Here is a 25,757-nt window from a genome sequence, read left to right as displayed (position 1 = left end):
TGGTATACGGCAACAGGGTTTAACGCAACTATAGCATTTGTAAGAAAATCCACTTAAAGGCGTTAACTTAATGCTGTGCTAATTGGCTTTTTGTTAGCAAAAACATTGGCTAACTTTAGGCTACACACAAAATGAAGAAAATGCTATGAAAAAGATTTACCTGCTTTTAGTACTCCTGCTGCTGGCACAAATGGCCGATGCACAGGTATACGGCTGCACCGATCCGCTTTCGGCTACCTATAACCCCGATGCTACCATAAACGACGGTTCGTGCACCTACCCTTCTACATCAGTTACCCCGGTAGCCAATGTTACCCTGCCCGGCACGGTCGACGAAACATCGGGCCTTGTATTATGGGACAGTTATATATACACCCACAACGACGATACCGATACCCACCTGTACCGCATAGACCCCACTAACGGCGAAATAACACAAACGCTTAATGTGGCAGGCAGCGTAAACCAGGACTGGGAAGACATAGACCAGGACGAGGCGTATGTTTACATAGGCGATTTTGGCAATAATGTAAATGGCAACCGCACCAACCTGCACATACTTAAAGTTGCCAAAGCGGGGCTGCTGGCGGGTGCACCCGTTATAGAAAGCATTAACTTCACCTATTCAGACCAGGCAAGCCTGGCAGCTACGGTTAACAACCATACCGATTTTGACTGCGAAGCCATGATTGTGGGTACTAATTACATTTACCTGTTTACAAAACAATGGGTGAGCAAAAAAACCAGCCTCTACCGCCTGCCCAAAACAGCAGGTAACCAAACGGCCCAACTCCTGGCTACCTATAACGTAAACGGACTTGTTACAGGGGCTACCTGGCTGCCACAAAAGCGCGTTATAGCGCTGTGCGGGTACAGCACTACCCTTTCGCCATTTATATACCTGCTGTACGATTTTCAGGGGGAGGATTTTTTTGGCGGAAACAAACGAAAGCTGAATGTTTCGGTTAATTTCCTGCAAACGGAGGGCATAACCACTAAAGACGGCGTAAATTACTACCTGAGCAACGAGCATTTTGAAAAACCGCCGTTTTTAAACAGTACAGCGCGGCTTTTTACCGTAAACCTTACCCCATACCTGCAAGGCTACCTTTCTACAGCGGCTATAGCCGAAGAAAACGGGTTGCTGCTGTACCCTAACCCGGCTAAAGCTACGGTAACACTGGAAGCCCCCGAAACCTTTAAGGGCAGCACCTACACTATTTTTGACGTGGCCGGCAAAGAGGTGGCCGACGGCGACATTACTGATGTAGCCACAAGCATTGATGTTTCTACCCTGAGCACAGGCATATACACCGTGCGTATAGAAGGCACTGCAAATGGTACTGTGCGCCTTATAAAGCAGTAGTTTTGCTATCTTTGTGCAAAACAAACGCTTTATGAAAATCAAATTAAAATCAGGTATAGACGGGCTACTGTTTGGCATGCGCGAAAAAGACGTTAAGGAGCTGTACGGCAACCCTTCGCGTTCTTATAAAGACGACGAAGACAACACCATATACCTGTACAACGATAAAAAACTGCGCCTTACCTTTTATGCCGATGAGGGTTTCAGGTTGGGCTACATCATAGCATCGCACCCCGATACCGAGCTTTCGGGTACAAAAATCATCGGGCAGGAATGGCCTGCACTGGAAGCCCAACTGCAACAAAACGGGCTAAAAGCCTTTGAACACGAAACCTTCGACTCGGTAGACAACTACTTTAATGAGGACAACTGGACTATTTTCCAGGTAGAGTTTGGCACAGTAGTACGCGTAGAAGTGGGCGCTATTATTAATGCCAAAGACGAATTTGACTGGAAATTTAAATAGAAAGCCGGATGGTTAGATTATTGGATTTTTGGACTTCTTAGATTTCTGGAAATCCAACAATCTAAAAATCTAAGTGGTCTAATAATCCTGAAAACTTACTACCTTTACAATATGAAAGTTACCTTCACTACAAAACAAGAAAGCAAAGCTGCCCAACAGGAAGCCTTTTTAAAGCTGTCCGGTGGCGAGCGATTTGCCAGTTTTGTAAGGCTTTCAAATACTATCCTTTCTACCTTTCCCAGTAACGCACCTGCTAACGACAAAGGAAACTTTGTCATCGATGCTTCAATGAAAAAGAAATGATTGCAGGTAACTGGGATAAGGAAATAGCACAGTTCATACTTCTTGCCAAAGAAGAAAATGTACGTATGCTTATGGTAGGCGGTGGTGCAGTAAACTTTCACGGCTATCAACGCCATTCGGCAGATGTAGACTTCTGGATAGAAACCACCGAAGAAAACTTTGCTAAATTGGTACGTGTATTTACTAAAATTGGGTACGAGATTGATGATTTCCCCGAGGCTGTAAAAAAACAGCAACAAAACATATCGGTAAAATTTTCACCTGAATCACTTTCACTTGAACTTATTACCAATTTTTCGGTAAACCGCCCTTTTGAAACAGCCTACAAAGAAAGTAGGAATGCAGCCCTGGCAGGAAACCCGGAAATTACATGGAAAGTACTATCTATTGACGACCTTATTACCAGCAAAATAAAGGCAGGAAGACCAAAAGACCTTTTAGACATACAGCAATTGAAACAGATAAATAAGTTAGACTAACTAATTTATCATCCCTCAATTCTATTTCCTGTTCACCATTTGCCTCCCCCCCCCATTTTTCTTGACATAGTTCAATGCACAGGCGTATTATATACCTGAAATTTGTCTTGCACAACTATAATACGCAACAACATGGACCGCAAAAGTTTTTTAAAGAAAGGCCTTATGGGTACCGGGATGTTTATAACATCGGCGGCCCTGGGCGATGCCATAACAAATGACATAGACGAACTGAAACCCCTGGAACCTATGGGGCATAACCACATTCCTAACCCCGAAACCACGCTTAACGATTACAGCGTACTGCACCGTGCCGAAACCCGGGGCCATGCAAACCACGGCTGGCTGGACACCCACCATACCTTTAGCTTTGCCAATTACCACAATGCCGACCGTATGCACTTTGGCGTACTGCGCGTACTGAACGACGACCGCGTAAGCGAAGGAATGGGTTTTGGTACCCATCCGCATGATAACATGGAGATCATTTCCATTCCGCTGGACGGGGATTTGGAACACAAAGACAGCATGGGTAACAAAGCCATTATAAAACACGGCGACATACAGGTAATGAGCGCCGGTACGGGCATTACCCACAGCGAATACAACAAGAATACCAATAAGCCTGTAAAATTCCTGCAGATATGGGTGTTCCCTAATAAAAAAGGCGTTACTCCACGCTACGACCAGATAACCCTTAACGTAGCAGACCGCCACAACAGGTTGCAACAAATACTGTCGCCAAACCCCGAAGATGCCGGTGTATGGATTCATCAGGACGCGTGGTTCCACCTGGGAAGGTTTGATAAAGATAAAGGCACTGACTATACCATACAGCGCAAGGGCAACGGTGTGTATGCGTTTGTTATTAAAGGAAGTTTTACACTGGGCAACGTTACCCTAAACGAGCGCGATGGCCTGGGTATATGGAACACTAACAGCATTAACCTTAAAGCAAACTCAGCCGATGCCGAGATACTGCTTATGGATGTGCCGATGGCTTTGTAAAAAAATTGATAAAAATGTTTTTCTTGTCCTAGTTCAATGCGGGGGCAGCGCAGAGTACCGAACTTTGCTTCATCAAAATTGATAAACAAATTATAACCATAAAAAATTTAAAATCATGTCTACAGTAAAATGGTCAATAGACCCAACCCACTCAGAAATAGCGTTTAAAGTAAAACACATGATGTTTACTAACGTAACCGGTAAATTCCAAAACTTTACCGCTGAGGCGACAACAGAAGGCGACAACTTTGAAAACGCTTCATTTGAATTCAGCGCTGATATCGATTCAGTTTCTACCGGTAACGCAGACCGCGACGGCCACCTGCTAAGCCCTGACTTCTTTGATGCTGCCAGCTTCCCGAAACTTACATTTAAATCTACTTCATTCGTTAAAAAAGACGAAGGTGATTATATCCTTACAGGCGACCTTACCATCCGCGACGTTACCGGTTCTGTAACCCTTGCTGTTGACTTTGGTGGTATTGCAAAAGACCCATGGGGTAATGTAAAAACAGGTTTTACCGCAGAAGGTAAACTAAACCGTAAAGACTTTGGCCTTACATGGAACGCAGCCCTTGAAACAGGCGGTGTACTGGTAAGCGAAGAAGTGAAACTGGTTATCGACGCTCAGTTTGTAAAACAGGCTTAATTTTTCTCAAGAGAGAACTATCTACTACCTAAATATTTTTTCACTCCCAAAGCCCCGTACGCAAGTATGGGGCTTTGTTTTTTTAGAAAGCTTCTGAGAGGCTGAGCTTCTAAGCTACTTAGCAGCTTCATCTGATAGCGCGGATCTGTGATCCGTGCCTTATATCTGTTAAAGTACAAAATAGCACGGATTGAAAATCCGCGCTATCGGGTTATATATCAGTACATATGTATTAAGCTTTGTTTTTTTAGATTACACACCCCTAACCCCTCTCAAGAGGGGAATAGCTTCACTCTTACTTGAAAACTACAACCTCGTTGAGTGAAGCTTAAAGAGAATGAATGGCAGCTCACCTCCTGAGTGGGACTGAGGGTGTGTCAATTCCGATAGTACGAATCTGTAATCAGTGCCATCGTGGTTAGAGATATTTATTTAGTTAACTACTTCGCTGCTTTCTTCACGCTCCTTTACGGCCTCATCTTTTTGGCGTTAAGCAAATCGTGAGGTTTGGCGTTAAAAACGATTTGCTGTTTGAGCGCAGCGAGTTCAAATCGTTTAGCCAAAGCGAATGATTTGTAGCCGAAAAAGATGCAGCCTTGATTTTTTGGTTCTTTTGTATCAAGACAAAAGAACAACTAAAACGAATTAACAAATAACCCGTGCCAAACTAATAATAACATAAATATGGATTGAAAATCCACGCTATCGGGGTCGCTTTTTGAGCTTGTTTAGCTTTCCAAAGGAAAGCCCTTGTGTTCATGCTGTGTATATTTCATTCGTTTGTGTGCTTTGTGAAAACTTTGTGAAACTTGTGGTAAAAATTTTCTCGCAAAGGCTCTAAGTCGCCAAGATGTGCCCACACAATAGCCAGAGGATGAGTACACGCGGCGGCGGGCAGGGTGGTTACTTTATCAGTCTATTTACAATAACCTCACAATCCGATTGCGTGGATTTGGTTCTTTTGTATCAAGACAAAAGAACAACTAAAAACGAATTAACAAATAACCGCATCACCAAATAACCAAAAAAATTTGCACATTAAAAAACACTTCGCTAATTTAGCATTCATGATTTCGATAGCACAAAATATAGTTAATAACAGCTGGTGGTGGCACTTTCACAACTCCGTGACGGTGGCCTAAACACGCATATACCTATATGACCTTATATAAACGGCTTGTCACATTTGGCAAGCCGTTTTTTTATACCCATAACTATGAAAATTTACACACAACAATACACCTTTAACGCCGACCTGTATACCCCCGTGGGGTTGTACCTGGGTCTGCGCAACCATTACCGCAAACCCTGCCTGCTGGAGGGTAACGACTACCATTCGCGTACCGACAGTACCTCTTTTGTAGGGCTTAATCCTATAGTTGAGATAACAGTGTTTAACGACCGAATTGTAAAGGATATAAACAACGCTACCTCAACCGAAGCTATAAGCAACCCAAAACAGGTTACGGCACAATTAAAAGGTATTTTAAACAGCTTTGAATTTGATGCCATTCATAACCACAACTCGTTTTTAAGCTACTTCAGTTTTGAGTACGCGCATTTTGAGGAGTCGGTTAGCGGGGCTAAATCATCTGCAAATACATTGCCTTTGGCACAGTTCATTTTGTTTGAATACCTCATCGTGCTCGATCATTTTCACGATACCGGAACTATTTTTCGCAATTCATTTTCGGAAGATGTATTACCCGACAGTGCTTTTGAAGCACTGCTGCGCAGGCAAACCTTCACCCTCCTACCCTTTGAAACCAAAGGCACAGAAACCAGTGTAGACACCGATGCCGATTTCCTTAACCTGGTAGAAAAAGCCAAAGAGCATATTTACCGTGGCGATGTGTTCCAATTGGTAGTGTCGCGCCCGTTTGAACAGCCATTTTTTGGTGATGACTTTCAGGTGTACCGCCAGTTGCGCAGGCTAAACCCATCGCCCTACCTTTTCTATGCCGATATGGAAAGTTACCGTCTTATGGGCAGCAGTCCCGAAACACAAATAGGACTGCAAAATGGCAATGCAGCCATACACCCCATAGCGGGTACCGTACGCAAAACAGGCAATGCCGCAGCCGACCAACTGAGCACCGAAGCCCTGCTAAACGACGAAAAAGAAAACGCAGAGCACACCATGCTGGTAGACCTTGCCCGTAACGACCTGAGCCGTTTTTGCGATAATGTACACATAGCATCGTATAAGGAAGTGCAGCATTTTTCGCACGTTATTCACCTGGTGAGCAAGGTAGCCGGGGAAATGCGCAGTGACGATGCTTCTCTTGATTTGTTTGCGGGTACGTTTCCGGCAGGAACGCTTTCGGGTACGCCCAAGCCTAAGGCATTGGAACTGATAAGCCGCTACGAAAGCACCCCGCGCGACTATTACGGCGGTGCCATTGGCTTCATCAACCCAAATGGAAATGTAAACCTTGCCATAGTTATCCGCAGTATTTTCAGCCAGAATAATACCCTGCATTATCGTGCCGGAGCCGGTGTGGTCATAGACAGCAAGCCCGAAAACGAACTACAGGAAGTAAACAACAAACTGGGCGCGGTACGCCGTGCTATAGTTGCAGCAAACAAACTTTAAATTTTAGACTTTACAACTTTCGACTATGAAAATCGGTATAATAGATAATTTCGACTCTTTTGTATACAACCTGGTGCGCTACGTGCGCGAAACCGACAATGTGGAGGTGGTTGTGCAACGCAACAATGAAGTAGACTACGACGAACTGGACACCTGCGATGCCCTACTATTGTCACCCGGCCCGGGTATTCCCAGTGAGGCAGGCGAACTGCTGAACGTGATTAAGCGCTATTCGGGCAAAAAGAAGATGCTGGGCGTGTGCCTGGGGCATCAGGCGATAGCCGAGGTTTTTGGCGGCGTGCTGGAACAATGCCCGGCACCGGTTCACGGCAAGGCTACAGACATGACCATTTTAACCGATGACCCTTTGTTTGCAAACCTGCCGCAAACCCTTGCCGTAGGAAGATACCACAGTTGGAAAATAACCCCGGCCGACAGCCCGTACCTAAAAGTAACAGCACAAACCGAAGACGGTACGGTAATGGCACTGCGCCACACATCGCACCCTACCTGCGGGGTACAGTTTCACCCGGAATCAGTACTTACACCACAAGGCAGGCAGATTATAGAAAACTGGATACATGAGGAATTTTAAATTACGAATTATAAATTTTGAATGAACTTCCACAGAGATACACGGAGGTACGGAGATACACAGAGATTTTTCCACTTAAACATACACTCAGAAATGACTCCGTGAAACTCTGTGACTCCTCTGTGAAACTCCGTGAAATAACTCACTATGAAAACGATACTCGAAAAAATAATACACCATAACCACCTTACCAAAGCCGAGGCGCACCAATGCATGCTGGCCATAGGCAATGGTGAGGTGAACGATGCCCAAACCGTAGCCTTAGTTACCGGCATACAAATGCGCGGCTTGCAGCTAAACGAACTCATGGGCTTCCGTGAAGCACTCTTAGAGCTTGCCCTGCCTATGAAGTTTAACGTAGGCGACAGCATAGACGTGTGCGGCACGGGCGGCGATGGTAAAAACACGTTTAACATTTCTACGGCTACGGCGTTTGTGTTGGCATCATTAGGCTACAAGGTCGTTAAGCACGGCAACTACGGCGTGAGTTCGCTTTGTGGGTCGAGTAACGTGCTGGAGGCATTGGGGTACACTTTTATAAACGACCGCGACAGCCTGCAACGTCAACTTGATGAGGCCAACATTTGTTTTATGCATGCGCCTATGTTCCACCCGGCACTAAAAGCGGTGGCCCCCTTGCGTAAGGCACTGGGCATTGCCACGTTCTTTAACAGCATGGGACCGTTGGTAAACCCTGCCCACCCCACGCACCAGCTTACGGGTACGTACAGTTTAGAGTTGGCACGTCAATACCAGCACACGCTGCGCAGCGAACGCAAGGAATTTACCGTACTGCACGGCATGGACGGTTTTGATGAGCTGACCTTCATCGGGGTAACCCGTATTTTAGGGCAGCAACGCGATGTGCTTTTGGGTAATAACCCGTTGGAAAAAACCATCTCACTACCTGAAATCAGCGGTGGCGAAACCGTGGAGGAAGCGGCAACGTTATTGGCTAATCTCCTTTCAGGGAAAGGCACCGAACCACAAAATATAGTACTGGCAGGCAACGTAGGGCTTGCGTTGCAAACCTTCCATCCGGAAATGGATTTTGAAACAGCGTTTGCCAAAGGATACGAAGCTGTGAAAAGCGGCCTTGCCATCCATCACTTAAAAAAGATAGCATCATGAACGTACTGCATAACATCATAGAAAACAAGCGTAAGGAAGTTGCCCTGCTGAAAGAGCAACGTACTTTGGAAAGTTTTAGTAAGAGTCCGTATTTTGAGCGTGAAACCCTTTCGCTTAAGGAGTTTATTATGGCTTCGGGGTTTGGAATTATCGCCGAAATTAAACGAAAATCACCCAGCGGTGGCGACATAAAAACCGATGTAAACATAACCGAACAGGCACATTTTTATGAGCAAAACGGCGCTTCTGGAATTTCGATACTAACCGATGAAGCCTATTTTGGCGGATGCATTAACGATGTTGTGGAAGCAAGGGAAGCGGTAAGTATTCCGCTGTTGCGCAAAGAGTTTATCATCGACGAAATTCAACTGTATGAAGCCAAGGCAGCCGGTGCCGATGCCATATTACTCATCGGCGCAGTACTGCAACCCGAAGAAGCAGAGTACTTGACAAAAGCAGCCCACAGCCTGGGATTAGAGGTATTGTACGAAGTGCATACCCGCGAAGAAGTTGCCTTTATTCCTGCCGAGGTAGACCTGGTTGCCGTAAACAACCGCGACCTAAAGGCACAGCAAACCACGTTACAACATTCGTTTGACCTGGCACCAATATTACCTGCAAACGTGCCGCTGATTTCAGCATCGGGGATTAAAACTTCTGAAGATATTGCCTTGCTAAAAGCTGCCGGATTTAACGGGGCGCTCATTGGCGAAAGTATACTAAGGGAAGGACATTTGGCACAACTTACCCAAAACCTGAAGCCATGATTGTTAAAGTCTGCGGGCTGACCGATAATGCCGAAAGCCGTGCCGTTGCTGAATTGGATGGTATAGATATGCTGGGGTTTATCTTTTACGAAGGTTCGTCGCGCTATACCGAAAGTACATTGGCAACAGCCAAAAAGAAAGTGGGCGTGTTTGTAAATGCAGCGTTGGAGTATGTAATTGAGAAAGCACAAACCCACGGGCTGAACGCAGTACAGCTTCACGGTAGCGAACCACCCGAGTATATAAAGCAACTGCCAAAAGGGATTGAAATCATAAAGGTATTTGGTATTGCTTCGGCGGAAGATCTGGAACAAACCAAAGCCTACGAAGGATTAGCTGATATGTTTTTGTTCGATACCAAAAGCCCGAAGCACGGCGGTACCGGCACGGCGTTTAACTGGCAGGTATTGGAAAACTACAAAGGCGAGACGCCCTTTTTGCTGAGTGGCGGTATAGGGCCGGAATCGGTGGAAGCCTTGAAAAATTTTAGCCACCCGAAACTTGCGGGTTACGACCTTAACAGCCGCTTTGAGTTGGCTCCCAAAATAAAAGACGCGACACTGATTGCTAATTTTTTAAACGAAATGAAACCATGAACACATCATATTTAGAAACCGATGCACTGGGCTTTTACGGCGAATTTGGCGGTGCCTACGTACCTGAACTCCTGCGTCCGAATGTGGAGGAACTGGAAGCAGCCTTTAACAGCTATTGCTTTACTGAAGCCTTTGAAACCGAATATACTAACCTGCTACGTGATTTTGTCGGCAGGCCCACGCCGTTGTATTACGCAGCACGCTTAAGCGATAAGTACGGCGCGCACATTTACCTGAAACGCGAAGACCTGTGCCATACGGGCGCACATAAGGTAAACAATACCGTGGGGCAAATCCTGTTGGCAAAACACATGGGTAAAACCGACATTATAGCCGAAACCGGTGCGGGTCAGCATGGCGTGGCTACGGCTACGGTGTGCGCACTTATGGGGCTGAACTGTATTGTGTACATGGGCGAAAAGGACATAGAACGCCAGGCACCAAACGTGCAGCGCATGAAAATGCTGGGTGCCGAAGTGCGCGCGGCGGTGTCGGGGAGCAAGACACTGAAAGATGCTACTAACGAAGCCATTCGCCATTGGATAAACCACCCCGATTCGTATTACCTCATCGGCAGCGTAGTGGGGCCGCACCCCTACCCTAAAATTGTTGCGTACTTCCAGTCTGTTATTTCTAAGGAAATTGAAAAACAGCTGTTGGAAAAAACGGGCAAATCGTCACCCGATAAAGTCGTTGCCTGTGTAGGTGGTGGCAGTAATGCCGCCGGGGCTTTTTACCAATTCTATGACAATAAAAACGTAGAACTTGTAGCGGTAGAAGCCGCAGGTTTCGGGGTAAATTCGGGTAAATCGGCAGCTACGAGTGTGCTGGGTACGCCGGGGGTTTTGCACGGTAGCCTTACGCTGTTAATGCAGGATGAAGACGGGCAGGTAACCGAACCACATTCTATTTCGGCGGGGCTTGATTATCCAGGTATTGGGCCATTGCACGCGCATACCATAGCTACAGGCAGGGCAAAAGCCATTGCCATAACGGACGAAGAAGCGCTCGAAGCAGCACTGGAACTCTCAAGGCTCGAAGGGATTATTCCGGCACTGGAAAGCGCGCACGCTTTATCTGCTTTGGGCAAAATGACGCTGCAAAAAGACGACGTGGTGGTGGTAAACCTCAGCGGCCGCGGCGACAAAGACATGAATACGTATATGGACAAATTCCCGAACCTATGAATCCGTTTAAGAAAGATAAAAAACAACTGAGCATATTTGTAACCGCCGGCTACCCGGAGTTGGACAGCCTGAAACCTCAACTACTGCAACTACAGGAGCTAGGCGTGGACTTTGCCGAAGTAGGTATCCCGTTCAGTGACCCCATGGCCGACGGCCCTGTAATTCAGGAAACGAGTACGATAGCCCTGCAAAACGGCATGAAACTGGAACTGTTGCTACAGCAACTTGAAGCCGCCAGGAGCGAAATAAACATACCGCTGGTGCTTATGGGCTACCTGAACCCGGTGCTGCAATTTGGGTTGGATCGCTTTTTAAGCCGATGCCAAAAGTTGGGTATTGCCTCGCTGATACTACCTGATTTATCGTTGGAACTGTACGAAGCCAAATACAAGGCTGCGTTTGAACAATACGGCGTACCGGTTACCTTCCTGATTACGCCACAAACTCCTGACGAGCGTGTGCAGCGCATAGCCAAAGCCTGTGCCGACAGTTTTGTATACCTGGTGGGGCAAAACAGCATTACCGGGCAGGGTTATAACATTAACGATGCGCTTACCGCCCGTTACAGCGCGCTGAAAGCGCTGTGTGGTGCTACTCCCCTTTTCATTGGCTTTGGTATAGACAGCAGAGAGAAAAAGGAAAAGGCTTTTGAAAGTGTAGATGGTGCTATAGTGGGTACGGCGTACTTAAAGGCGGTGAAAAATGGTAGGGAGAAGGAGTTTGTAAAGGGATTGTTGTAGATTTGGTTAAAACAGACACTATGGCTGATGATATGTACAGCATAAAAGTAACAAACAGGGAAAGCTTTGTAAAGTTCTTGGACCTGGTACTTTTGGATTTTTTACAAAACCCCGATGAGTGGGAAAACAAAACCCTCGCTGATTTTCTTGAATCAATGGGGCGTTACACCAATGACGTTCAGGGGTATTACAACAACATGAAAATGGATGTAAATGCCGACGTGCCCGCCTGGAGTACATTTGCAGATATTTTCAGAGGAGCCAAAGTGTATGAATAGTACTTATCCTAACCCATGGTATTTCACAAATAACGATGAAAACCTTACGTCTCCCGATGGCAAATTCAAGGTTGAATACAAGGACTTTGGCGAGATAGCCATGGGCGGTCCCATACGTGGAAGCTATCAGATAAGCCTAAACGGTAGGGCTTTAAAATTAGTTGAAAGCGGTGGCGGGCCTATCGTTTGGAATGATGCCAGCAATAAAATTGCCATACCTGTCTGGACAAAAAACAGAAAGCAAAAAATCGCTGTTTTTGATGTTCACTCCCAAACCTTAACCATGTATAGAAAAGAGTTTAGTGTTTTGCATCTATCTCAATTTAAAGGAAATACTATATACGGCATTAACAGCCCCGTATATAAGCCTGTAGCGGTACATTTTGAAATTGGAATTGAAAGCATCGAGAAAACTACGTGCCTATAAAGTATAGATTGCCGCACTCCGCTTTGCTACGTTCGCAATGACCAACCGGATTAGATGCGCTTTCTTTACGTCTGTCATCGCGAGGAACGAAGCGATCTATTGCAATAATAAAAGGATTCATCAGTTAGATTGCCGCACTCCGCTACGCTGCGTTCGCAATGACCGCCGGATTAGGTGCGCTTTCTTCACGTCTGTCATCGCGAGGAACGAAGCGATCTATTGCAATTGTAAAAGAAATCGGCAATAGATTACACTCCGCTGCGTTGCGTTCGCAATGACGGGCTTGAATAAAGAATCCGTTTATAATCACTCCGATTTAGGGTACGTAACCGGGCTGCACTGGGCAAACTTTACCGGTGCGGTAATAGGGAATTTATGGTCTTTAATGTACAGGTTCAGCAGGCGGTTAAACTCTTTTTCCTTTTCGGCAGGGAGATCGCGCAGGCGGTACAGGAAATAATCTATTTTACCGTTTGGCGCTATGTATATACGGTTCCAGCCACGGGTGGCATTGTCCCATTTAAAATTATTTTTTAGCAGGAAACTACCAAAATCAGTAAGGAATTTTATATAAGCTTCAGACAGTTGCTGCTGTTCGGTTTCTGTTTTAAAAACGGCTTTGTCAGGTTCGGCATGTACAGCGCTTTTATAAATACTATCAAGGTGTTCTACGGTAATGCCCTGCTCTTTTGCCTCAGGAATGGATAAGCCTTTTTGTGCGTTGACAGTTAACGCAGTAAACAACAGGAGTAAAAGGTATTTATGCATGGTTTTGAAATTGCAGGTACGGTTATTTTAAAAATCTTAGTGGAGCTTGTGGTGAAAAACACACCCCTAACCCCTCTCAAGAGGGGAATAGCTTCACTCAGCCATCAGCCGCCATCAAGCTTTCGACTTTTGACTTTTGACTTTTGACTTTTGACTTTATGACTAATCTTATCGCAATATAATAAAAAACGCCCGCTGTTCAGCGGGCGTTCTTGCAGATATGCTTTAAAAGAAATTACCTTGAATAGTTAGGCGCTTCTTTGGTAATAGTTACATTGTGAGGGTGGCTTTCGGCAATACCGCTTGAGGTAAGGCGTACAAACCTTGACGTTTCCTGTAGTGTTTTAATGTCTTTAGCACCACAGTAGCCCATACCGGCACGTAGCCCGCCCACAAACTGAAGCATGCTTTCAAACAGCTCGCCTTTGTACGGTACGCGGCCCACGATTCCTTCCGGAACCAGTTTTTTAATATCGTCTTCCACATCCTGGAAGTAACGGTCTTTACTGCCTTCCTGCATGGCCTCAACAGAACCCATACCACGGTACGACTTAAACTTACGTCCTTCAAAGATGATGGTTTCACCCGGAGATTCTTTAGTACCGGCAAGCAGCGACCCAAGCATTACACAGTCGGCTCCGGCAGCAAGCGCCTTAGGAATATCGCCTGTATAACGGATACCGCCATCGGCAATAACCGGAACACCACTGCCTTTTATGGCAGCAGCTACCTCAAGCACCGCACTAAACTGAGGGAAACCTACACCGGCTACCACACGCGTAGTACATATAGAACCCGGGCCTATACCTACTTTAACGGCATCGGCACCCGCAGCTACAAGGTACTGGGCAGCCTCGGCAGTAGCAATGTTACCCACCACTACATCAAGCTCAGGGAATTTGGCTTTTACTTCCTGAAGTACTTTTACCACACCTTGTGTATGTCCGTGTGCAGTGTCTATAACTACAGCGTCTACACCGGCAGCTACAAGCGCTTCGGCACGGGTTACAGCATCGGCAGTAACACCAAGGGCAGCAGCCACACGAAGGCGGCCAAATTTATCTTTATTGGCTACCGGTTTTTTGCTCACCTGGGTAATATCCCTAAAAGTGATAAGGCCCACAAGCTTGTTGTTTGCATCTACAACCGGTAGTTTTTCAATTTTATGGTTCTGAAGGATTTCCTCAGCTACATCAAGGGTAGTACCCTCTGGTGCAGTAACCAGGTTTTCAGACGTCATTACCTCAGTAATAGGCCTGGCGAAGTTTTTCTCAAAACGAAGGTCGCGATTGGTAACAATACCTTTTAGCGTACCGTTTTCGTCTACTACAGGAATACCGCCTATACCGTACTCACGCATGGCAGCTTTAGCATCCTTAACCGTAGCAGTAAGTGCCAGCGTAACCGGATCTATGATTAGTCCGCTCTCAGCCCTTTTTACTTTACGTACGTGGGCGGCCTGCTGCTCTACGGTCATGTTCTTGTGCAGTACACCTATACCCCCTTCGCGTGCCATGGCAATAGCCATATCGCTTTCGGTTACGGTGTCCATAGCGGCAGATACCACAGGCGTGTTAAGTACTATGTTTCGGCTAAATTTTGATTGTATGCTTACTTCGCGCGGTAAAACTTCAGAGTAGTTAGGAACAAGTAAAACGTCGTCATACGTTAACCCTTCTCCCATGATCTTAGTTGTGTGTGCTTTCATGTTGCAATTTGTAGTTAAATTGCGTGCAAATATAACACTTTTTTAAGGAATAAAAAAATCAGCGGCTTATAGATTTTTGTTATTTAAACGATAAGTTTACTTTATTGTTTAAACCCTTTATTATAATAATGTCAACTCCTGATAATCCTTCAAGATTTAATACTGTAGTTCTCCCCGTGCTTAAGATAACACTGGGCAGCTTATTATTTTTTGACGGAATCTACTATATACTGTTTATAAGGAACAACCCTGAATGGTTTTCTACAACATCCCATAAAGTGTTACCCGCCTTATATGCCTTGCCTGTAATTATCTTTTTAGTAATATGGTATAAGAAGCGCTACAGGTTATCTAAATCCTCTAACCGCCGTACGTATTTAGGCATGCATTTACTAAGCATGCTGCTCGGGTATATAATCATTGCCTTGGGATTTCACATTTCTATTCCGTTTTTGGAAAAAGCTTTTACAGGGTTAAAAAAAGTAAACACCATAAATGAAATTCCCGCTACAGGCAATACAAGTAGCTTTTATTACATAAACAATTATAGTGTAGACACAGTAAACACTGTAGTACAAACATGGTTTACCAGAAAAAGCCGGAAAAACGGAAGCCATTATTACATATTGCATGCCGATTTTTGTGCACCGGTAAAAGCAAAAACAGATAGTCGCAAGAGCTTAATCTGCCTATACATAAAAAGCTATTGGAAAACACTTAACCAAAATAATATAAACCCGGATTTTTACCTGAAAATATACGAGAGCGGTTGCCGGAAAGACTTTTACGCAACCTGTACCCGCGACCATATCAGGTATTTTGAAAAAATCCCCTCCGAATGGGCATCTCCGGATATACTTAAAGCCGTTAAAGCCAAAATTCCTGATAACAGAAAAACAACTTACATAGCATTAAAACCCCACTATAACTATTTTAGTAATGATTTTAGGTATAGCTTTCTAATCCTTATTGCATATCTTATTTTCCAGTCAATTATGTGTTGGTTACTTACTTTGCAAATAGATCCTAAAGAATAGTTTAGTTTGTCAATGATACTCCAAAAAAACCTTGCTTGCCTCGTTATAGGCACTCTCAAAACTAAGCGAATTCAAGCCATGGTCAGCTTTTGCAGCGGTAAGGTACGACAATAGTTTTTCGGTAGGCATATTCCCTGTAAGCGCATCGGCAGCCATGGGGCAACCGCCAAAGCCCTGTATGGCACCGTCGAACCTGCGGCAACCGGCTTTGTAGGCAGCATCAACCTTTTCGTGCCACTTATCGGGTGTGGTATGCAGGTGCGCGCCAAATTCAATATCAGGGAACGCAGGTATCAGGTTACGGAAAAGGTAGTCAATAACATCGGGTGTAGAACTTCCCACAGTGTCGCTTAGCGAAAGTATCTTCACGCCCATATCAGCCAGCTTTTGTGTCCACTCCCCCACTATCTCCACATTCCAGGGGTCGCCATACGGGTTACCAAACCCCATACTCAGGTAGGCCACCACTTCTTTATCGGCAGCGTGGGCTATGTCCAGTATTTCCTGTAGGACAACAATGCTTTGCGCAATGGTTTTGTGGGTATTACGCATCTGGAAGTTTTCAGAAATAGAAAACGGGAAACCAAGGTACTGTATTTCCTTGTGTTGTGCTGCGGCCTCTGCCCCTATCGTATTGGCTATAATGGCCAGTAGCTTGCTGTTTGTAGCAGACAGGTCTAAGCCGGCAAGCACTTCGGCGGTATCCTGCATTTGAGGAATGGCCTTTGGCGATACAAAGCTTCCAAAATCAATAGAATCAAAGCCCACACGCAGCAGGCTTTGTATGTAGTTTATTTTTAGCTTAGTAGGGATAAACGGTTTTATTCCCTGCATGGCATCGCGCGGACATTCTATTATTTTTACTGTTTCCATTCTTTAGAGCTTCTGAGCCACTTAGCCGCTGAGCCACTTAGCTTTTTAGAAAGTTTTCTAACGTGTAAAATAGCATTATTTAGGTTGCTGAACTGTACAATGACTTTCAAAGCTCAGAAGCTTAGAAGCTCAGCGGCTAAGCAGCTATAAATCTAAAATCCTCTCATTAATATCCTTAATAAGCTGCGGGCCTTCATATATAAAACCGGTATAGAGCTGTACCAGGCTGGCACCGGCTTCCAGTTTTTCTATGGCGTCATCGGCGGTATGTATGCCACCTACACCTATTATAGGGAATGCCTTACCGCTTTTTTCCGAAAGGAAACGGATTACCTCGGTACTGCGCTTGGTTAGCGGCTTACCACTAAGTCCGCCCATTTCGTTTTTATCTTCAGACAGCAGCCCTTCGCGGCTTATGGTAGTATTGGTAGCAATAACACCGGCTATTTTGGTGTCTTTTACTATATCTATAATGTCAAGCAGCTGCCCGTCTGTTAAGTCCGGCGCTATTTTTAGCAGTATCGGTTTTTGTTTCGGTTTGGCAGCATTCTTATCCATCAGTGCCGAAAGCAGCTTGGTAAGCGGCTCCTTATCCTGAAGTTCGCGCAGGTTTGGCGTATTGGGCGAACTCACGTTCACCACAAAATAGTCAACATAATCGTATAGTGCCTCAAAGCAGATAATATAGTCGTTTACCGCTTCCTCATTTGGCGTTACCTTGTTTTTTCCTATGTTACCGCCTATAAGCACGTGGCCTTTTCCGGCAGGATTTTTTTTCAGTCGTTCTACAGCGGCCTGTACACCACCGTTATTAAAACCCATACGGTTAATAAGTGCGCTGTCCTGGCGCAGGCGGAACAGCCTTTTCTTAGGGTTTCCGTCCTGTGCTTTTGGCGTAAGGGTGCCTATCTCTATAAAGCCAAAGCCCATATTACCCAATTCCTTAAAGGCTATGGCATCTTTATCAAGCCCGGCGGCAAGCCCTACCGGGTTTTTAAACTTCAGCCCGAAAACCTCGCGCTCCAGCCTGGGGTCATCTATGGTAAATGCCGAACGGATGATGGCCGGGATACCGGGTATGCTGTTTAAAAATCGGATGGATGAAAAGGTGAAATGGTGTATCTTCTCCGGATCAAACCTGAAAAGCAAAGGCCTTATAAGCGACTTATACATTGATTATTGTTTGTGTTGTTCCTGCAAAAATATGAATTTCAAAATAATTGGCTTTTATTTTATCATAAGACTATAAAATATTCACAACATTTGTGCATTTTGGTATAAAGCTTAATCCTTTTGTCGGTAAAGTATATTTATAAGAGGAATATTATATATAGTGCATTTTACTAATTTATTTTTAAAATGCTTGCATAGCATTTTTCACTGTACTAAATTTAAGTATGTAAACTATGCGCTTATGGAACCTACAGAAACAGGAAAAACCAAAAATGCAGGCTACCAGATGGGGGTACGGTACACCTACCCCGTTTCGCTGCACCAGGCATGGAATTTTATGTTTTCGGCCAAGGGGGCTGCCGTATGGCTTGGCCATGACAGCCAACCCATTTGGAGCAGGGAACGTGCGTTTAAAACCAAAAAAGGCACCGAGATAAACGTTAAGGTGTTTAACGAGCTTTCGCACGTGCGCATGCTTTACAAAATGAAAAAGTGGGAACAGCCCACCACCCTGCAACTGCGCTTTATACCATCTAAAACAGGTACCACGCTCAGCTTCCACCAGGAAAAACTGACCGATGCAGCCCAGCGCGAGGAAATGCTGGCACACTGGCACAAAGTTGCAGAAAAACTCAAAACCCACCTTATACCCCTGCATGGAAGTTACTAACGCTTTTTATAACACGGTTTTAAAATACAGCAACAATCCGGCTACAGCCCAAAGTTTTTTGGTAGAAATAGAAAAAGCTTACAGCAAAAGCAGCCGCCACTACCACAACCTTACCCACCTGCAAAACCTGTACAGCGAACTGTTGCCGGTAAAAGACACCATAGCCGACTGGGATACCCTGCTGTTTGCCATTATATACCACGATGCGGTATACAGCGCATCTAAAAAAGACAACGAGGAAAAAAGCGCCCACATGGCTGCCGAAAGGCTGCAAACCATTGGTTATCCTGAAGACAAGATTGCACTGTGCCACGAAATGATACTGGCTACAAAACAGCATTCACTATCCGGCAATAATGACATTAACCTGTTTACCGATGCCGACCTGAGCATACTGGGTAAACCCTGGCCCGAATATGAAGCTTACTGCAAAAACGTGCGGAAAGAGTACCGCATTTACCCCGATCTACTATACAAACCCGGACGCAAAAAAGCATTAAATCATTTTTTGGAAATGCATACTATTTTTAAGACAAATCCTTTTAAAAATAAATATGAAGAGATAGCCCGGCAAAACATTTATCAAGAAATTATGTTTCTTTAAACATTCTTTGTAAAATGTGTTCAGTAACTTTGGCCTCACAACCGTGGCCAAATCCGTTATAACACAAAAAAATGCATAAAACTACACAAGAAGTTAATAAATCTGATTTACTGGAAGCCGCGTTTAACGCAGCCGACAACAGATGTGTAATATTTACTGCTGTTAGGGAAAAAGGTGTTGTAACTGATTTTGAGTTTACAATTTTAAGCCCTGCCACAATAAAATTAATGGGCAAAGACATTACCGGGCAGCGAATAAGTGAACTGGCACAAGACTACAGAGACTTACTCCCCGAAATGATTAAAGTGCTAAACACCGGTATAACGCACGAATGGGAACGTTGTGTAGATTATCTTACCGAAGAACCGGCCTGGTTTAAAGTAACAGACAGCAAGGCATCTGACGATGTACTTGTACGACAATGGGAAGATATAACGGTAAAGAAAAATGAAGAAAAATACTTACAGGAAGAAATAGCCCGAAAAGCAGAAGAAAAATACCTTTCTTTATTTAATGCCACCGAGCAGGGATTTTGCATTATCGAAATGGTATTTGATGAAAATCAAAATCCGTCAGATTATATTTTCTTAGACTACAACCCTGCATTTGAAAAGCAAACAGGCCTTAAAAATGCAAAGGGTATTTCCATGAAAACCTTAGCTCCTAACCATGAGCAGCATTGGTTTGACATTTATGGTAATGTGGCCCGGACAGGAAAACCTATAAACTTTGAACAAACATCTTCAGAACTGCTGGATGGTGGCTGGTATGAGGTTTCGGCATTTCCGCTTACAGGCGAAAAAGACAATCGTGTAGGTATAATTTTTAACGATGTAACCACACGAAAAAAAGCAGAAAAACAGCTTGAAGAATTTAACAAAGCTTTAGAGGAGGAAGTAAAAGACCGCACCGCCCGCCTGGATGAAACTAATTACCTGCTCGAACTAAAAAACAACGAACTGGCTGAAACGAATAAAGAACTGGAATCGTTTACCTATATAGCCAGTCATGACCTTCAGGAACCATTACGTAAGCTGCAAACTTTTGTAAATCTGCTCGAAGAGCGCATACACAACCCGGAACAAGCAGCACTGTATCTAAAAAGGATTTATACTTCGGCAGGCCGGATGAGTAATCTTATAAATGATATATTGCAATATAGTCGTTTATCGGCAAGAGTGACTTTTGCACCGGTGCATCTTAACGAAGTTATTGCAACTGTTATCAGTGATTTAGAACTGGATGCCCCCGAAAAAGAAATAAGCCTTACCATAGAAGATTTACCCGAAATAGAAGGCGTTAAGGTACAGCTACAGCAACTGTTCAGTAATCTTTTAAGCAACTCTGTAAAATACTGCGATAAGAAACCTAAAATACACATTAGCAGCAAACACATTACCGAAAACAACCGGGATAAAGTACAAATACGCATACAAGATAACGGTATAGGCTTTGACAATAAATTTGCCTCTCAGATATTTGATCTTTTTAAAAGGCTGCATGGAAAATCCGAATACGAAGGCACCGGCATTGGTTTAAGTATCTGTAAAAAAATTGCAGAACGACACAGTGGTAATATAAGCGCTGAAGCATTACCGCAAGGTGGCGCACTTTTTATTGTAACCCTCCCTCTGAAACAAATCGTTTAAATGCAAAATTGTTGTAAATTTGTAGGTATTAACACCAGCAAATGATGCAACATATTATTGATCGTTTTATAAGCTACGTTACCGTAGATACCGAATCGGATCCAAATTCAGACACAACTCCTAGTACAGCCAAACAATGGGACCTGGCCAATAAACTGGTAGACGAACTGAAAGCCATAGGCCTGGAAGACGTTACCATAGACGAAAATGCCTACATTATGGCTACACTTCCGTCTAATGTAGAGCACAATGTGCCCGTTATAGGCTTTGTATCGCATTTTGATACTACCCCTGATTTTACCGGCGCTAACGTAAACCCACAAATTGTACCTAACTACGATGGCGGCGATATAGTACTGAACGCCGAGCAAAACATAGTGCTTTCGCCAAAATACTTTAAAGACCTGCTGCAATATAAAGGGCAAACCATAATAACTACCGATGGTACTACCCTACTGGGCGCCGACGACAAGGCGGGTATCACTGAGATTGTTACGGCTATGGAATACCTTGTGCAGCACCCTGAAATTAAGCACGGAAAAATTCGTGTGGGCTTTACCCCTGATGAGGAAATAGGCCGCGGCGCACACAAGTTTGACGTGGCAAAGTTTGGTGCCGACTGGGCGTATACCATGGACGGCAGCCAGATAGGCGAACTGGAATACGAAAACTTTAACGCTGCCGGCGCTAAGGTTATCTTTAAAGGTAAAAGCGTGCACCCGGGCTATGCTAAAGGCAAAATGATAAACTCTATGCTTATAGCAAACACCTTTATATCTACGCTACCAAAAGAAGAAGTGCCCGAAAAAACAAAGGGTTACGAAGGCTTTTTCCACGTTACGGGGCTTAGCGGCAGTATAGAAGAAACTACGGTGCAGCTTATCATTCGCGACCACGATGCCAAGCTGTTTAAAAAGCGTAAAAAGATGCTTAAAAATATTGTGGACAAGATTAACCGCAAGTTTAAAAAGCAATTTGGCGGAAACATTGCCGAACTACAGATAAAAGACCAGTACTTTAACATGCGCGAAAAGGTGGAGCCGGTATTCCACATTGTGAAGATAGCCGAGAAAGCCATGAAGAAGGTGGGCATTAAGCCCATCATTAAACCAATACGCGGCGGAACCGATGGTAGCCAGCTGTCGTACATGGGGCTGCCGTGTCCTAACATTTTTGCCGGTGGGCACAACTTCCACGGTAAATATGAGTACGTACCGGTAGAAAGCATGGTAAAAGCAGTTGAAGTTATTGTAAAAATTGCCGAGCTTACCGCTAAAGGCGAAAAATAATGGACGAAAAACCAAAACGTACCTGGGATAAATCATCAAAATGGCCTGAGGAGATGCATCTCCTTAAGGCCATTATTGCTAAAACCCCTCTTGTAGAAACTACAAAATGGGGCGGCCCGGTGTATACCCACAATGGTAAAAACGTTTTGGGTGTAGGTGGTTTTACTAATTATGTTGCCCTTTGGTTCTTTAAAGGCGTGTTCCTTAAAGACGAAGCAGGCGTACTGGTAAATGCCAACGAAGAGAATACCAAAGGCCTGCGCCAATGGAGGTTTAGCAGCATGGACCGGATAGATGAAAAGCTGCTGCTGTACTATATAAACGAAGCCATAGCGGTGGAAGAACAAGGCCTGGCCATTACCCCTACAAAAAAGGAAACGGTAATACCCGAATACCTGCAACAACAACTGGATGCAGACAACAGCCTTAAAACTGCATTTGAAGGGTTTACCCCTTTTAAGCAGCGTGAGTTTTGCGATTACATAGCCGAAGCGAAACAGGATAAGACCAAACAGGCTCGCTTTGAAAAAATACAGCCCATGATACTGGAAGGCCGCGGCCTTAACGACCGTTACCGGAAATAACCCCTACTATTTTTACAGCACAGCTATTACCCCTTATTATGTCCCGGGGCATAATTGCGCGCGCTTTTGTCGCCATTAACTTTTTTGGCCTTTCCCGGCGGAAGCGGTTTTGCCGACGAAGCACTACCCCTTGACGAGTGTACTACCGTACAGGCGGTAAAAGATACTGTAAAACAAACCGTTAGCGCCACTGCTATTATATTCCTGAATTTCATTCCGTATAACTTTAAATCCCGGGGCAAGTTACGCCCGCTTTTTGCAAAGTTAATGTTAACCACAGGCAGTTTTAGGAACGATTTAACAAGTGTTGCAGGGTTGGTTGATGGTTGTTGGTTGCTGGTTGTTAGTTGTTAGTTGTTGGTTGATAGCGCGGATTTACAATCTAACAAACGAATAAACATAACTGCCCAGCAAAATTGCTGTTACCATTATCTTTATGATTAACCTGTCTTGCTTTAGCATTTTTAATAACAATACTATATGCAACAGCCCTAAGATGGTATAAATAGCTATGTAAATATTTTCATATTTTTCATATTGTTCCTCGCTACCGGCTCCTGAACCAAATAGCAAAAAGTGGTTTAGTACCAAAAGAAATATTAGCAACGCCGGCACAAACAGGCTTACTATAACTAAGAATATTTTAAAGATGGTTTGCATGGGGAGGTGGTTATGCTCTTATGATTGATAGCACGGATTTGTAATCCGTACTTATTTTGTTATTAGTTTGGCACGGATTGCAAATCCGCGCCGTCGGGTATCAACATCTTTGCCTGATTCAAACTCCTTCAGAATCTTGGCAATCTGCGTAGGTGTGAATTTACTGGTCTTCATAATTACAGTTTTAAAGTTAATAAAAAATTCTACTTTTAAACTGTACTATTTTTGGGGGAGCTTACAACAGGAATTCAGGCAAATCATCTACGGTTACTATCTCCGAAAGGCGGGGATAGTACCTTCTGTTTATGATTGGAGTGGTTGGCATATAATGTTTTATGTTTTAAGTAGAAAAATTAAACTATATCATCATTTGGCAGCATCGGATCAAAACTGTGATAATAAGGATGGTCATTCCAAACAAAAATATCTGCATACGGATCCAACAAAAAATCATTCAAAGAAAAATCCTCATCATCAATATATATTTCGCTAACACTGTTATCTTGATAATAGAAAACGGTTAAATAAGGATATTTATAATTTGAACGCTGATATATATTAATATCTCCATAAAAGTTTTTTCTTTTATCGGTTATCTGATTCGTGTCAATGTTAACCTTACAAAAAGATAGCAATAAGTTGTCACTGTTAAGAACTAATTTACCCTTTTCATTTAATAATCCATATTCATAAAAAAGGTACTCCCAAAAAATGTCTCCATTACTATTAGATTGCTTGTTGTAATAGAAATGCCAGTCACGGGCCAAAGGTAAATGTTGATCAATTACAGTTTGTAAATCTTCATCATTTGACAAATAATATTCGCCGCTTACAACATAAGTCTCGGAAGTTTTCCGTGAAACTTGCAGTCGTTCTACAAGTTTTAATTCTGAATTCACATAAGTCTCTTTATTATAAGATTTTAACAACATAATTTGCTGTAGACTTATTTGTTCTGAATCGTTATTGGTATATTTAATAACTGTACTCATATTAATTTAATAATTGAAATTTAGAAAAGGTTCAATATCGTAAGCACCATTTTCACGTATAATCCCTAAGATGGTATAAATAGCTATGTAAATATTTACATATTTTTCATATTGCCCCTCGCTACCAGCTCCTGAACCAAATAGCAAAAAGTGGTTTAATACCAAAAGAAACACCAGCAACGCCGGTACAAACAGGCTTACTATCACTAAGAATATTTTAAAGATGGTTTGCATTGGGTGGTGGTTATGCTCTTATGGTTGCTAGCCGTCAACTCAACTTTTCGGGTAGGCAGCAAAGGATTGATACATAGTTGCAGATTCCTGCCACTTTTTAAGATTGAAAACTTCCGAGTACAGCACGTTTCCATCGTTACCAATACTTTTAAAGCGTATTTCCTTACCGTTTTTATTTACCGTAAAAACTTCATATTTGGCGTGTTCCTTTAAGCTGTCGGGCGTCATCAAAATAGTATCGGTATACACCTTGTCTTTTTCCCTTACGGGAATTTTCCTGTAAAAATCACCATCGCTAAGACAGGCGGTTAACTTTGGCGAACCTGTGCCGCAGTAAGCACTTGCATAGTCAGGATGTTTATTATAGGTGTCATGTACAATATCATAGGGCATTAACTTTGAATGCAGTATGACCATACAATCATTCATGTATTGTTTAATAATGATTTCTTTTAACCACTCTCGGGTAGCGCCTACTGCCACGACACTTTTTTGAATTTCCACTTTACCGATATACCGATTCGGATTTTCAAGATAGCAATCAAATTTAATCGTTGGCTTAATATTCTTATAAATGGGTAAATATGACAGTATACCAAAAGACCTTTCGGTTTCCTTTATTATTATCCTGTGTTTACCATTTTCGTTTATTACTGTGTCGTTTCCATTCAGTATAAAAACACATGTATAATTTTTTGCACCACTTAACCTACCGTCTACAATATCGGTATTAGAACCCCAATCCGTAGTAGTAACTTCGCCTTTACTCACGGGGCTTAGGTTATCATAAAAGACCAGTACAAAAATTACAATAAGTATTGTCAGCAAAGGTTTGCTCTTTTTCATGAGTCGTTATTTGTTGGTTATATAGTTTGGCTCCCAAATATACCAAAAGAAACACCAGCAACGCCGGTACAAACAGGCTTAC

General features: G+C 43.7%; 31 protein-coding genes. 21 read left to right on the top strand and 10 right to left on the bottom strand.

Features of this window, described 5'->3' with window-relative positions; all coding sequences use genetic code 11:
- Nucleotides 1-145 precede the first annotated feature (145 nt).
- From ACLI1A_RS07230 to ACLI1A_RS07160, 15 genes are all read left to right on the top strand, one after another.
- Nucleotides 146-1,366 (top strand): T9SS type A sorting domain-containing protein, encoded by a 1,221-nt coding sequence (locus ACLI1A_RS07230; RefSeq protein WP_411407615.1) that lies wholly within the window; start codon nt 146-148, stop codon nt 1,364-1,366.
- A gap of 31 nt (nt 1,367-1,397) precedes the next feature.
- Complete coding sequence (locus tag ACLI1A_RS07225; RefSeq protein ID WP_411407613.1) at nt 1,398-1,832, top strand: hypothetical protein; 435 nt, start codon at nt 1,398-1,400, stop codon at nt 1,830-1,832.
- A gap of 111 nt (nt 1,833-1,943) precedes the next feature.
- Nucleotides 1,944-2,135, top strand: a complete 192-nt coding sequence (locus ACLI1A_RS07220) for a hypothetical protein (RefSeq protein WP_411407611.1) — start codon at nt 1,944-1,946, stop codon at nt 2,133-2,135.
- Nucleotides 2,132-2,614 carry a nucleotidyl transferase AbiEii/AbiGii toxin family protein gene (locus ACLI1A_RS07215; protein WP_411407609.1) on the top strand — a complete coding sequence of 161 codons (483 nt, stop codon included), beginning with the start codon at nt 2,132-2,134 and terminating at the stop codon, nt 2,612-2,614. The genes ACLI1A_RS07220 and ACLI1A_RS07215 overlap by 4 nt, the downstream gene beginning before the upstream one ends.
- Nucleotides 2,615-2,863: 249 nt before the next feature.
- Nucleotides 2,864-3,622, top strand: a complete 759-nt coding sequence (locus tag ACLI1A_RS07210; protein ID WP_411408032.1) for a pirin family protein — start codon at nt 2,864-2,866, stop codon at nt 3,620-3,622.
- Nucleotides 3,623-3,737: 115 nt separating this feature from the next.
- Nucleotides 3,738-4,271, top strand: a complete 534-nt coding sequence (locus ACLI1A_RS07205; protein WP_411407607.1) for a YceI family protein — start codon at nt 3,738-3,740, stop codon at nt 4,269-4,271.
- A gap of 1,216 nt (nt 4,272-5,487) precedes the next feature.
- Nucleotides 5,488-6,867: an anthranilate synthase component I family protein gene (locus tag ACLI1A_RS07200; RefSeq protein ID WP_411407605.1), complete on the top strand. Its 1,380-nt coding sequence runs from the start codon at nt 5,488-5,490 to the stop codon at nt 6,865-6,867.
- Between the two features lie 25 nt (nt 6,868-6,892).
- Complete coding sequence (locus ACLI1A_RS07195) at nt 6,893-7,462, top strand: anthranilate synthase component II (protein WP_411407603.1); 570 nt, start codon at nt 6,893-6,895, stop codon at nt 7,460-7,462.
- Nucleotides 7,463-7,609: 147 nt separating this feature from the next.
- On the top strand, nt 7,610-8,593 hold the full coding sequence (trpD, locus tag ACLI1A_RS07190) for an anthranilate phosphoribosyltransferase (RefSeq protein WP_411407601.1): 984 nt from the start codon (nt 7,610-7,612) through the stop codon (nt 8,591-8,593).
- Nucleotides 8,590-9,360, top strand: coding sequence for an indole-3-glycerol phosphate synthase TrpC (trpC, locus tag ACLI1A_RS07185; RefSeq protein ID WP_411407599.1), 771 nt, complete (start codon nt 8,590-8,592; stop codon nt 9,358-9,360). Before trpD ends, trpC begins: the two co-directional genes overlap by 4 nt.
- Nucleotides 9,357-9,956, top strand: coding sequence for a phosphoribosylanthranilate isomerase (locus ACLI1A_RS07180; RefSeq protein ID WP_411407597.1), 600 nt, complete (start codon nt 9,357-9,359; stop codon nt 9,954-9,956). The genes trpC and ACLI1A_RS07180 overlap by 4 nt, the downstream gene beginning before the upstream one ends.
- Complete coding sequence (gene trpB, locus ACLI1A_RS07175; protein WP_411407595.1) at nt 9,953-11,143, top strand: tryptophan synthase subunit beta; 1,191 nt, start codon at nt 9,953-9,955, stop codon at nt 11,141-11,143. Before ACLI1A_RS07180 ends, trpB begins: the two co-directional genes overlap by 4 nt.
- Nucleotides 11,140-11,883: a tryptophan synthase subunit alpha gene (trpA, locus tag ACLI1A_RS07170; protein ID WP_411407593.1), complete on the top strand. Its 744-nt coding sequence runs from the start codon at nt 11,140-11,142 to the stop codon at nt 11,881-11,883. The genes trpB and trpA overlap by 4 nt, the downstream gene beginning before the upstream one ends.
- Before the next feature lie 20 nt (nt 11,884-11,903).
- Entirely contained in the window at nt 11,904-12,161 is a 258-nt protein-coding gene (locus tag ACLI1A_RS07165) for a hypothetical protein (protein ID WP_411407591.1), read from the top strand.
- Entirely contained in the window at nt 12,154-12,588 is a 435-nt protein-coding gene (locus tag ACLI1A_RS07160) for a hypothetical protein (protein WP_411407589.1), read from the top strand. Before ACLI1A_RS07165 ends, ACLI1A_RS07160 begins: the two co-directional genes overlap by 8 nt.
- Nucleotides 12,589-12,894: 306 nt before the next feature.
- Here ACLI1A_RS07160 and ACLI1A_RS07155 read toward each other — a convergent pair whose 3' ends face one another.
- Both ACLI1A_RS07155 and guaB read right to left on the bottom strand, forming a co-directional pair.
- Nucleotides 12,895-13,356, bottom strand: a complete 462-nt coding sequence (locus ACLI1A_RS07155; RefSeq protein ID WP_411407587.1) for a hypothetical protein — start codon at nt 13,354-13,356, stop codon at nt 12,895-12,897.
- A 235-nt stretch (nt 13,357-13,591) separates the two neighbouring features.
- The gene (gene guaB, locus ACLI1A_RS07150; protein WP_411407585.1) at nt 13,592-15,064 is read right to left on the bottom strand and encodes an IMP dehydrogenase; all 1,473 of its coding nucleotides are present in this window, start codon (nt 15,062-15,064) and stop codon (nt 13,592-13,594) included.
- A 128-nt stretch (nt 15,065-15,192) separates the two neighbouring features.
- Here guaB and ACLI1A_RS07145 point away from each other — a divergent pair, with 128 nt between their 5' ends.
- Nucleotides 15,193-16,101, top strand: a complete 909-nt coding sequence (locus ACLI1A_RS07145) for a hypothetical protein (RefSeq protein WP_411407583.1) — start codon at nt 15,193-15,195, stop codon at nt 16,099-16,101.
- A gap of 9 nt (nt 16,102-16,110) precedes the next feature.
- On the opposite strand, the gene ACLI1A_RS07140 is transcribed toward ACLI1A_RS07145, so the two are convergent.
- Together ACLI1A_RS07140 and ACLI1A_RS07135 are read right to left on the bottom strand one after the other, a co-directional pair.
- Entirely contained in the window at nt 16,111-16,974 is an 864-nt protein-coding gene (locus tag ACLI1A_RS07140) for a hydroxymethylglutaryl-CoA lyase (RefSeq protein WP_411407581.1), read from the bottom strand.
- 144 nt (nt 16,975-17,118) lie between these two features.
- On the bottom strand, nt 17,119-18,147 hold the full coding sequence (locus ACLI1A_RS07135) for a quinone-dependent dihydroorotate dehydrogenase (protein ID WP_411407579.1): 1,029 nt from the start codon (nt 18,145-18,147) through the stop codon (nt 17,119-17,121).
- Nucleotides 18,148-18,388: 241 nt separating this feature from the next.
- Here ACLI1A_RS07135 and ACLI1A_RS07130 point away from each other — a divergent pair, with 241 nt between their 5' ends.
- From ACLI1A_RS07130 to ACLI1A_RS07110, 5 genes are all read left to right on the top strand, one after another.
- Nucleotides 18,389-18,817, top strand: coding sequence for an SRPBCC domain-containing protein (locus ACLI1A_RS07130; protein ID WP_411407577.1), 429 nt, complete (start codon nt 18,389-18,391; stop codon nt 18,815-18,817).
- On the top strand, nt 18,804-19,421 hold the full coding sequence (locus tag ACLI1A_RS07125) for a hypothetical protein (protein WP_411407575.1): 618 nt from the start codon (nt 18,804-18,806) through the stop codon (nt 19,419-19,421). The genes ACLI1A_RS07130 and ACLI1A_RS07125 overlap by 14 nt, the downstream gene beginning before the upstream one ends.
- Before the next feature lie 71 nt (nt 19,422-19,492).
- A complete protein-coding gene (locus ACLI1A_RS07120) occupies nt 19,493-21,070 on the top strand; it encodes a sensor histidine kinase (RefSeq protein ID WP_411407573.1) in 1,578 nt (525 codons plus the stop codon).
- A 44-nt stretch (nt 21,071-21,114) separates the two neighbouring features.
- Nucleotides 21,115-22,359: a peptidase T gene (gene pepT, locus ACLI1A_RS07115; RefSeq protein ID WP_411408030.1), complete on the top strand. Its 1,245-nt coding sequence runs from the start codon at nt 21,115-21,117 to the stop codon at nt 22,357-22,359.
- Nucleotides 22,359-22,943 (top strand): YdeI/OmpD-associated family protein, encoded by a 585-nt coding sequence (locus tag ACLI1A_RS07110; RefSeq protein ID WP_411407571.1) that lies wholly within the window; start codon nt 22,359-22,361, stop codon nt 22,941-22,943. Before pepT ends, ACLI1A_RS07110 begins: the two co-directional genes overlap by 1 nt.
- Before the next feature lie 26 nt (nt 22,944-22,969).
- On the opposite strand, the gene ACLI1A_RS07105 is transcribed toward ACLI1A_RS07110, so the two are convergent.
- The 6 genes from ACLI1A_RS07105 to ACLI1A_RS07080 all read right to left on the bottom strand — a co-directional run bounded on the left by ACLI1A_RS07105 (nt 22,970) and on the right by ACLI1A_RS07080 (nt 25,675).
- Complete coding sequence (locus ACLI1A_RS07105; RefSeq protein ID WP_411407569.1) at nt 22,970-23,158, bottom strand: hypothetical protein; 189 nt, start codon at nt 23,156-23,158, stop codon at nt 22,970-22,972.
- Between the two features lie 160 nt (nt 23,159-23,318).
- A complete protein-coding gene (locus tag ACLI1A_RS07100) occupies nt 23,319-23,603 on the bottom strand; it encodes a hypothetical protein (protein WP_411407567.1) in 285 nt (94 codons plus the stop codon).
- Nucleotides 23,604-23,654: 51 nt separating this feature from the next.
- Nucleotides 23,655-23,777 carry a hypothetical protein gene (locus tag ACLI1A_RS07095; protein WP_411407565.1) on the bottom strand — a complete coding sequence of 41 codons (123 nt, stop codon included), beginning with the start codon at nt 23,775-23,777 and terminating at the stop codon, nt 23,655-23,657.
- Between the two features lie 179 nt (nt 23,778-23,956).
- The gene (locus ACLI1A_RS07090; RefSeq protein ID WP_411407563.1) at nt 23,957-24,595 is read right to left on the bottom strand and encodes a hypothetical protein; all 639 of its coding nucleotides are present in this window, start codon (nt 24,593-24,595) and stop codon (nt 23,957-23,959) included.
- 6 nt (nt 24,596-24,601) lie between these two features.
- Nucleotides 24,602-24,829, bottom strand: coding sequence for a hypothetical protein (locus ACLI1A_RS07085; RefSeq protein ID WP_411407561.1), 228 nt, complete (start codon nt 24,827-24,829; stop codon nt 24,602-24,604).
- A 39-nt stretch (nt 24,830-24,868) separates the two neighbouring features.
- On the bottom strand, nt 24,869-25,675 hold the full coding sequence (locus ACLI1A_RS07080) for a hypothetical protein (protein WP_411407559.1): 807 nt from the start codon (nt 25,673-25,675) through the stop codon (nt 24,869-24,871).
- Nucleotides 25,676-25,757 lie beyond the last annotated feature (82 nt).

It is taken from the genome of Flavobacterium sp. RHBU_3, from assembly GCF_046613565.1.
Taxonomy (GTDB): Bacteria; Bacteroidota; Bacteroidia; order Flavobacteriales; family Flavobacteriaceae; genus Flavobacterium.
The sequence above is the reverse complement of the archived record's forward strand: the minus strand, read 5'-3'. Positions and strand labels throughout refer to the sequence as shown.

Coding starts and splice junctions, on each gene's coding strand:
- ACLI1A_RS07225 (WP_411407613.1), top strand. CDS start 1,398: ATGAAAATCAAATTAAAATCAGGTATAGACGGGCTACTGTTTGGCATG.
- ACLI1A_RS07210 (WP_411408032.1), top strand. CDS start 2,864: ATGGGGCATAACCACATTCCTAACCCCGAAACCACGCTTAACGATTAC.
- ACLI1A_RS07205 (WP_411407607.1), top strand. CDS start 3,738: ATGTCTACAGTAAAATGGTCAATAGACCCAACCCACTCAGAAATAGCG.
- trpB (WP_411407595.1), top strand. CDS start 9,953: ATGAACACATCATATTTAGAAACCGATGCACTGGGCTTTTACGGCGAA.
- ACLI1A_RS07195 (WP_411407603.1), top strand. CDS start 6,893: ATGAAAATCGGTATAATAGATAATTTCGACTCTTTTGTATACAACCTG.
- ACLI1A_RS07120 (WP_411407573.1), top strand. CDS start 19,493: ATGCATAAAACTACACAAGAAGTTAATAAATCTGATTTACTGGAAGCC.
- ACLI1A_RS07090 (WP_411407563.1), bottom strand. CDS start 24,595: ATGAGTACAGTTATTAAATATACCAATAACGATTCAGAACAAATAAGT.
- ACLI1A_RS07125 (WP_411407575.1), top strand. CDS start 18,804: ATGGAAGTTACTAACGCTTTTTATAACACGGTTTTAAAATACAGCAAC.
- ACLI1A_RS07100 (WP_411407567.1), bottom strand. CDS start 23,603: ATGCAAACCATCTTTAAAATATTCTTAGTTATAGTAAGCCTGTTTGTG.
- ACLI1A_RS07230 (WP_411407615.1), top strand. CDS start 146: ATGAAAAAGATTTACCTGCTTTTAGTACTCCTGCTGCTGGCACAAATG.
- ACLI1A_RS07180 (WP_411407597.1), top strand. CDS start 9,357: ATGATTGTTAAAGTCTGCGGGCTGACCGATAATGCCGAAAGCCGTGCC.
- ACLI1A_RS07095 (WP_411407565.1), bottom strand. CDS start 23,777: ATGAAGACCAGTAAATTCACACCTACGCAGATTGCCAAGATTCTGAAG.
- ACLI1A_RS07220 (WP_411407611.1), top strand. CDS start 1,944: ATGAAAGTTACCTTCACTACAAAACAAGAAAGCAAAGCTGCCCAACAG.
- guaB (WP_411407585.1), bottom strand. CDS start 15,064: ATGAAAGCACACACAACTAAGATCATGGGAGAAGGGTTAACGTATGAC.
- ACLI1A_RS07145 (WP_411407583.1), top strand. CDS start 15,193: ATGTCAACTCCTGATAATCCTTCAAGATTTAATACTGTAGTTCTCCCC.
- ACLI1A_RS07140 (WP_411407581.1), bottom strand. CDS start 16,974: ATGGAAACAGTAAAAATAATAGAATGTCCGCGCGATGCCATGCAGGGA.
- ACLI1A_RS07130 (WP_411407577.1), top strand. CDS start 18,389: ATGGAACCTACAGAAACAGGAAAAACCAAAAATGCAGGCTACCAGATG.
- ACLI1A_RS07215 (WP_411407609.1), top strand. CDS start 2,132: ATGATTGCAGGTAACTGGGATAAGGAAATAGCACAGTTCATACTTCTT.
- ACLI1A_RS07155 (WP_411407587.1), bottom strand. CDS start 13,356: ATGCATAAATACCTTTTACTCCTGTTGTTTACTGCGTTAACTGTCAAC.
- trpA (WP_411407593.1), top strand. CDS start 11,140: ATGAATCCGTTTAAGAAAGATAAAAAACAACTGAGCATATTTGTAACC.
- ACLI1A_RS07080 (WP_411407559.1), bottom strand. CDS start 25,675: ATGAAAAAGAGCAAACCTTTGCTGACAATACTTATTGTAATTTTTGTA.
- ACLI1A_RS07110 (WP_411407571.1), top strand. CDS start 22,359: ATGGACGAAAAACCAAAACGTACCTGGGATAAATCATCAAAATGGCCT.
- ACLI1A_RS07165 (WP_411407591.1), top strand. CDS start 11,904: ATGGCTGATGATATGTACAGCATAAAAGTAACAAACAGGGAAAGCTTT.
- trpD (WP_411407601.1), top strand. CDS start 7,610: ATGAAAACGATACTCGAAAAAATAATACACCATAACCACCTTACCAAA.
- pepT (WP_411408030.1), top strand. CDS start 21,115: ATGCAACATATTATTGATCGTTTTATAAGCTACGTTACCGTAGATACC.
- ACLI1A_RS07085 (WP_411407561.1), bottom strand. CDS start 24,829: ATGCAAACCATCTTTAAAATATTCTTAGTGATAGTAAGCCTGTTTGTA.
- ACLI1A_RS07160 (WP_411407589.1), top strand. CDS start 12,154: ATGAATAGTACTTATCCTAACCCATGGTATTTCACAAATAACGATGAA.
- ACLI1A_RS07200 (WP_411407605.1), top strand. CDS start 5,488: ATGAAAATTTACACACAACAATACACCTTTAACGCCGACCTGTATACC.
- ACLI1A_RS07105 (WP_411407569.1), bottom strand. CDS start 23,158: ATGAAATTCAGGAATATAATAGCAGTGGCGCTAACGGTTTGTTTTACA.
- ACLI1A_RS07135 (WP_411407579.1), bottom strand. CDS start 18,147: ATGTATAAGTCGCTTATAAGGCCTTTGCTTTTCAGGTTTGATCCGGAG.
- trpC (WP_411407599.1), top strand. CDS start 8,590: ATGAACGTACTGCATAACATCATAGAAAACAAGCGTAAGGAAGTTGCC.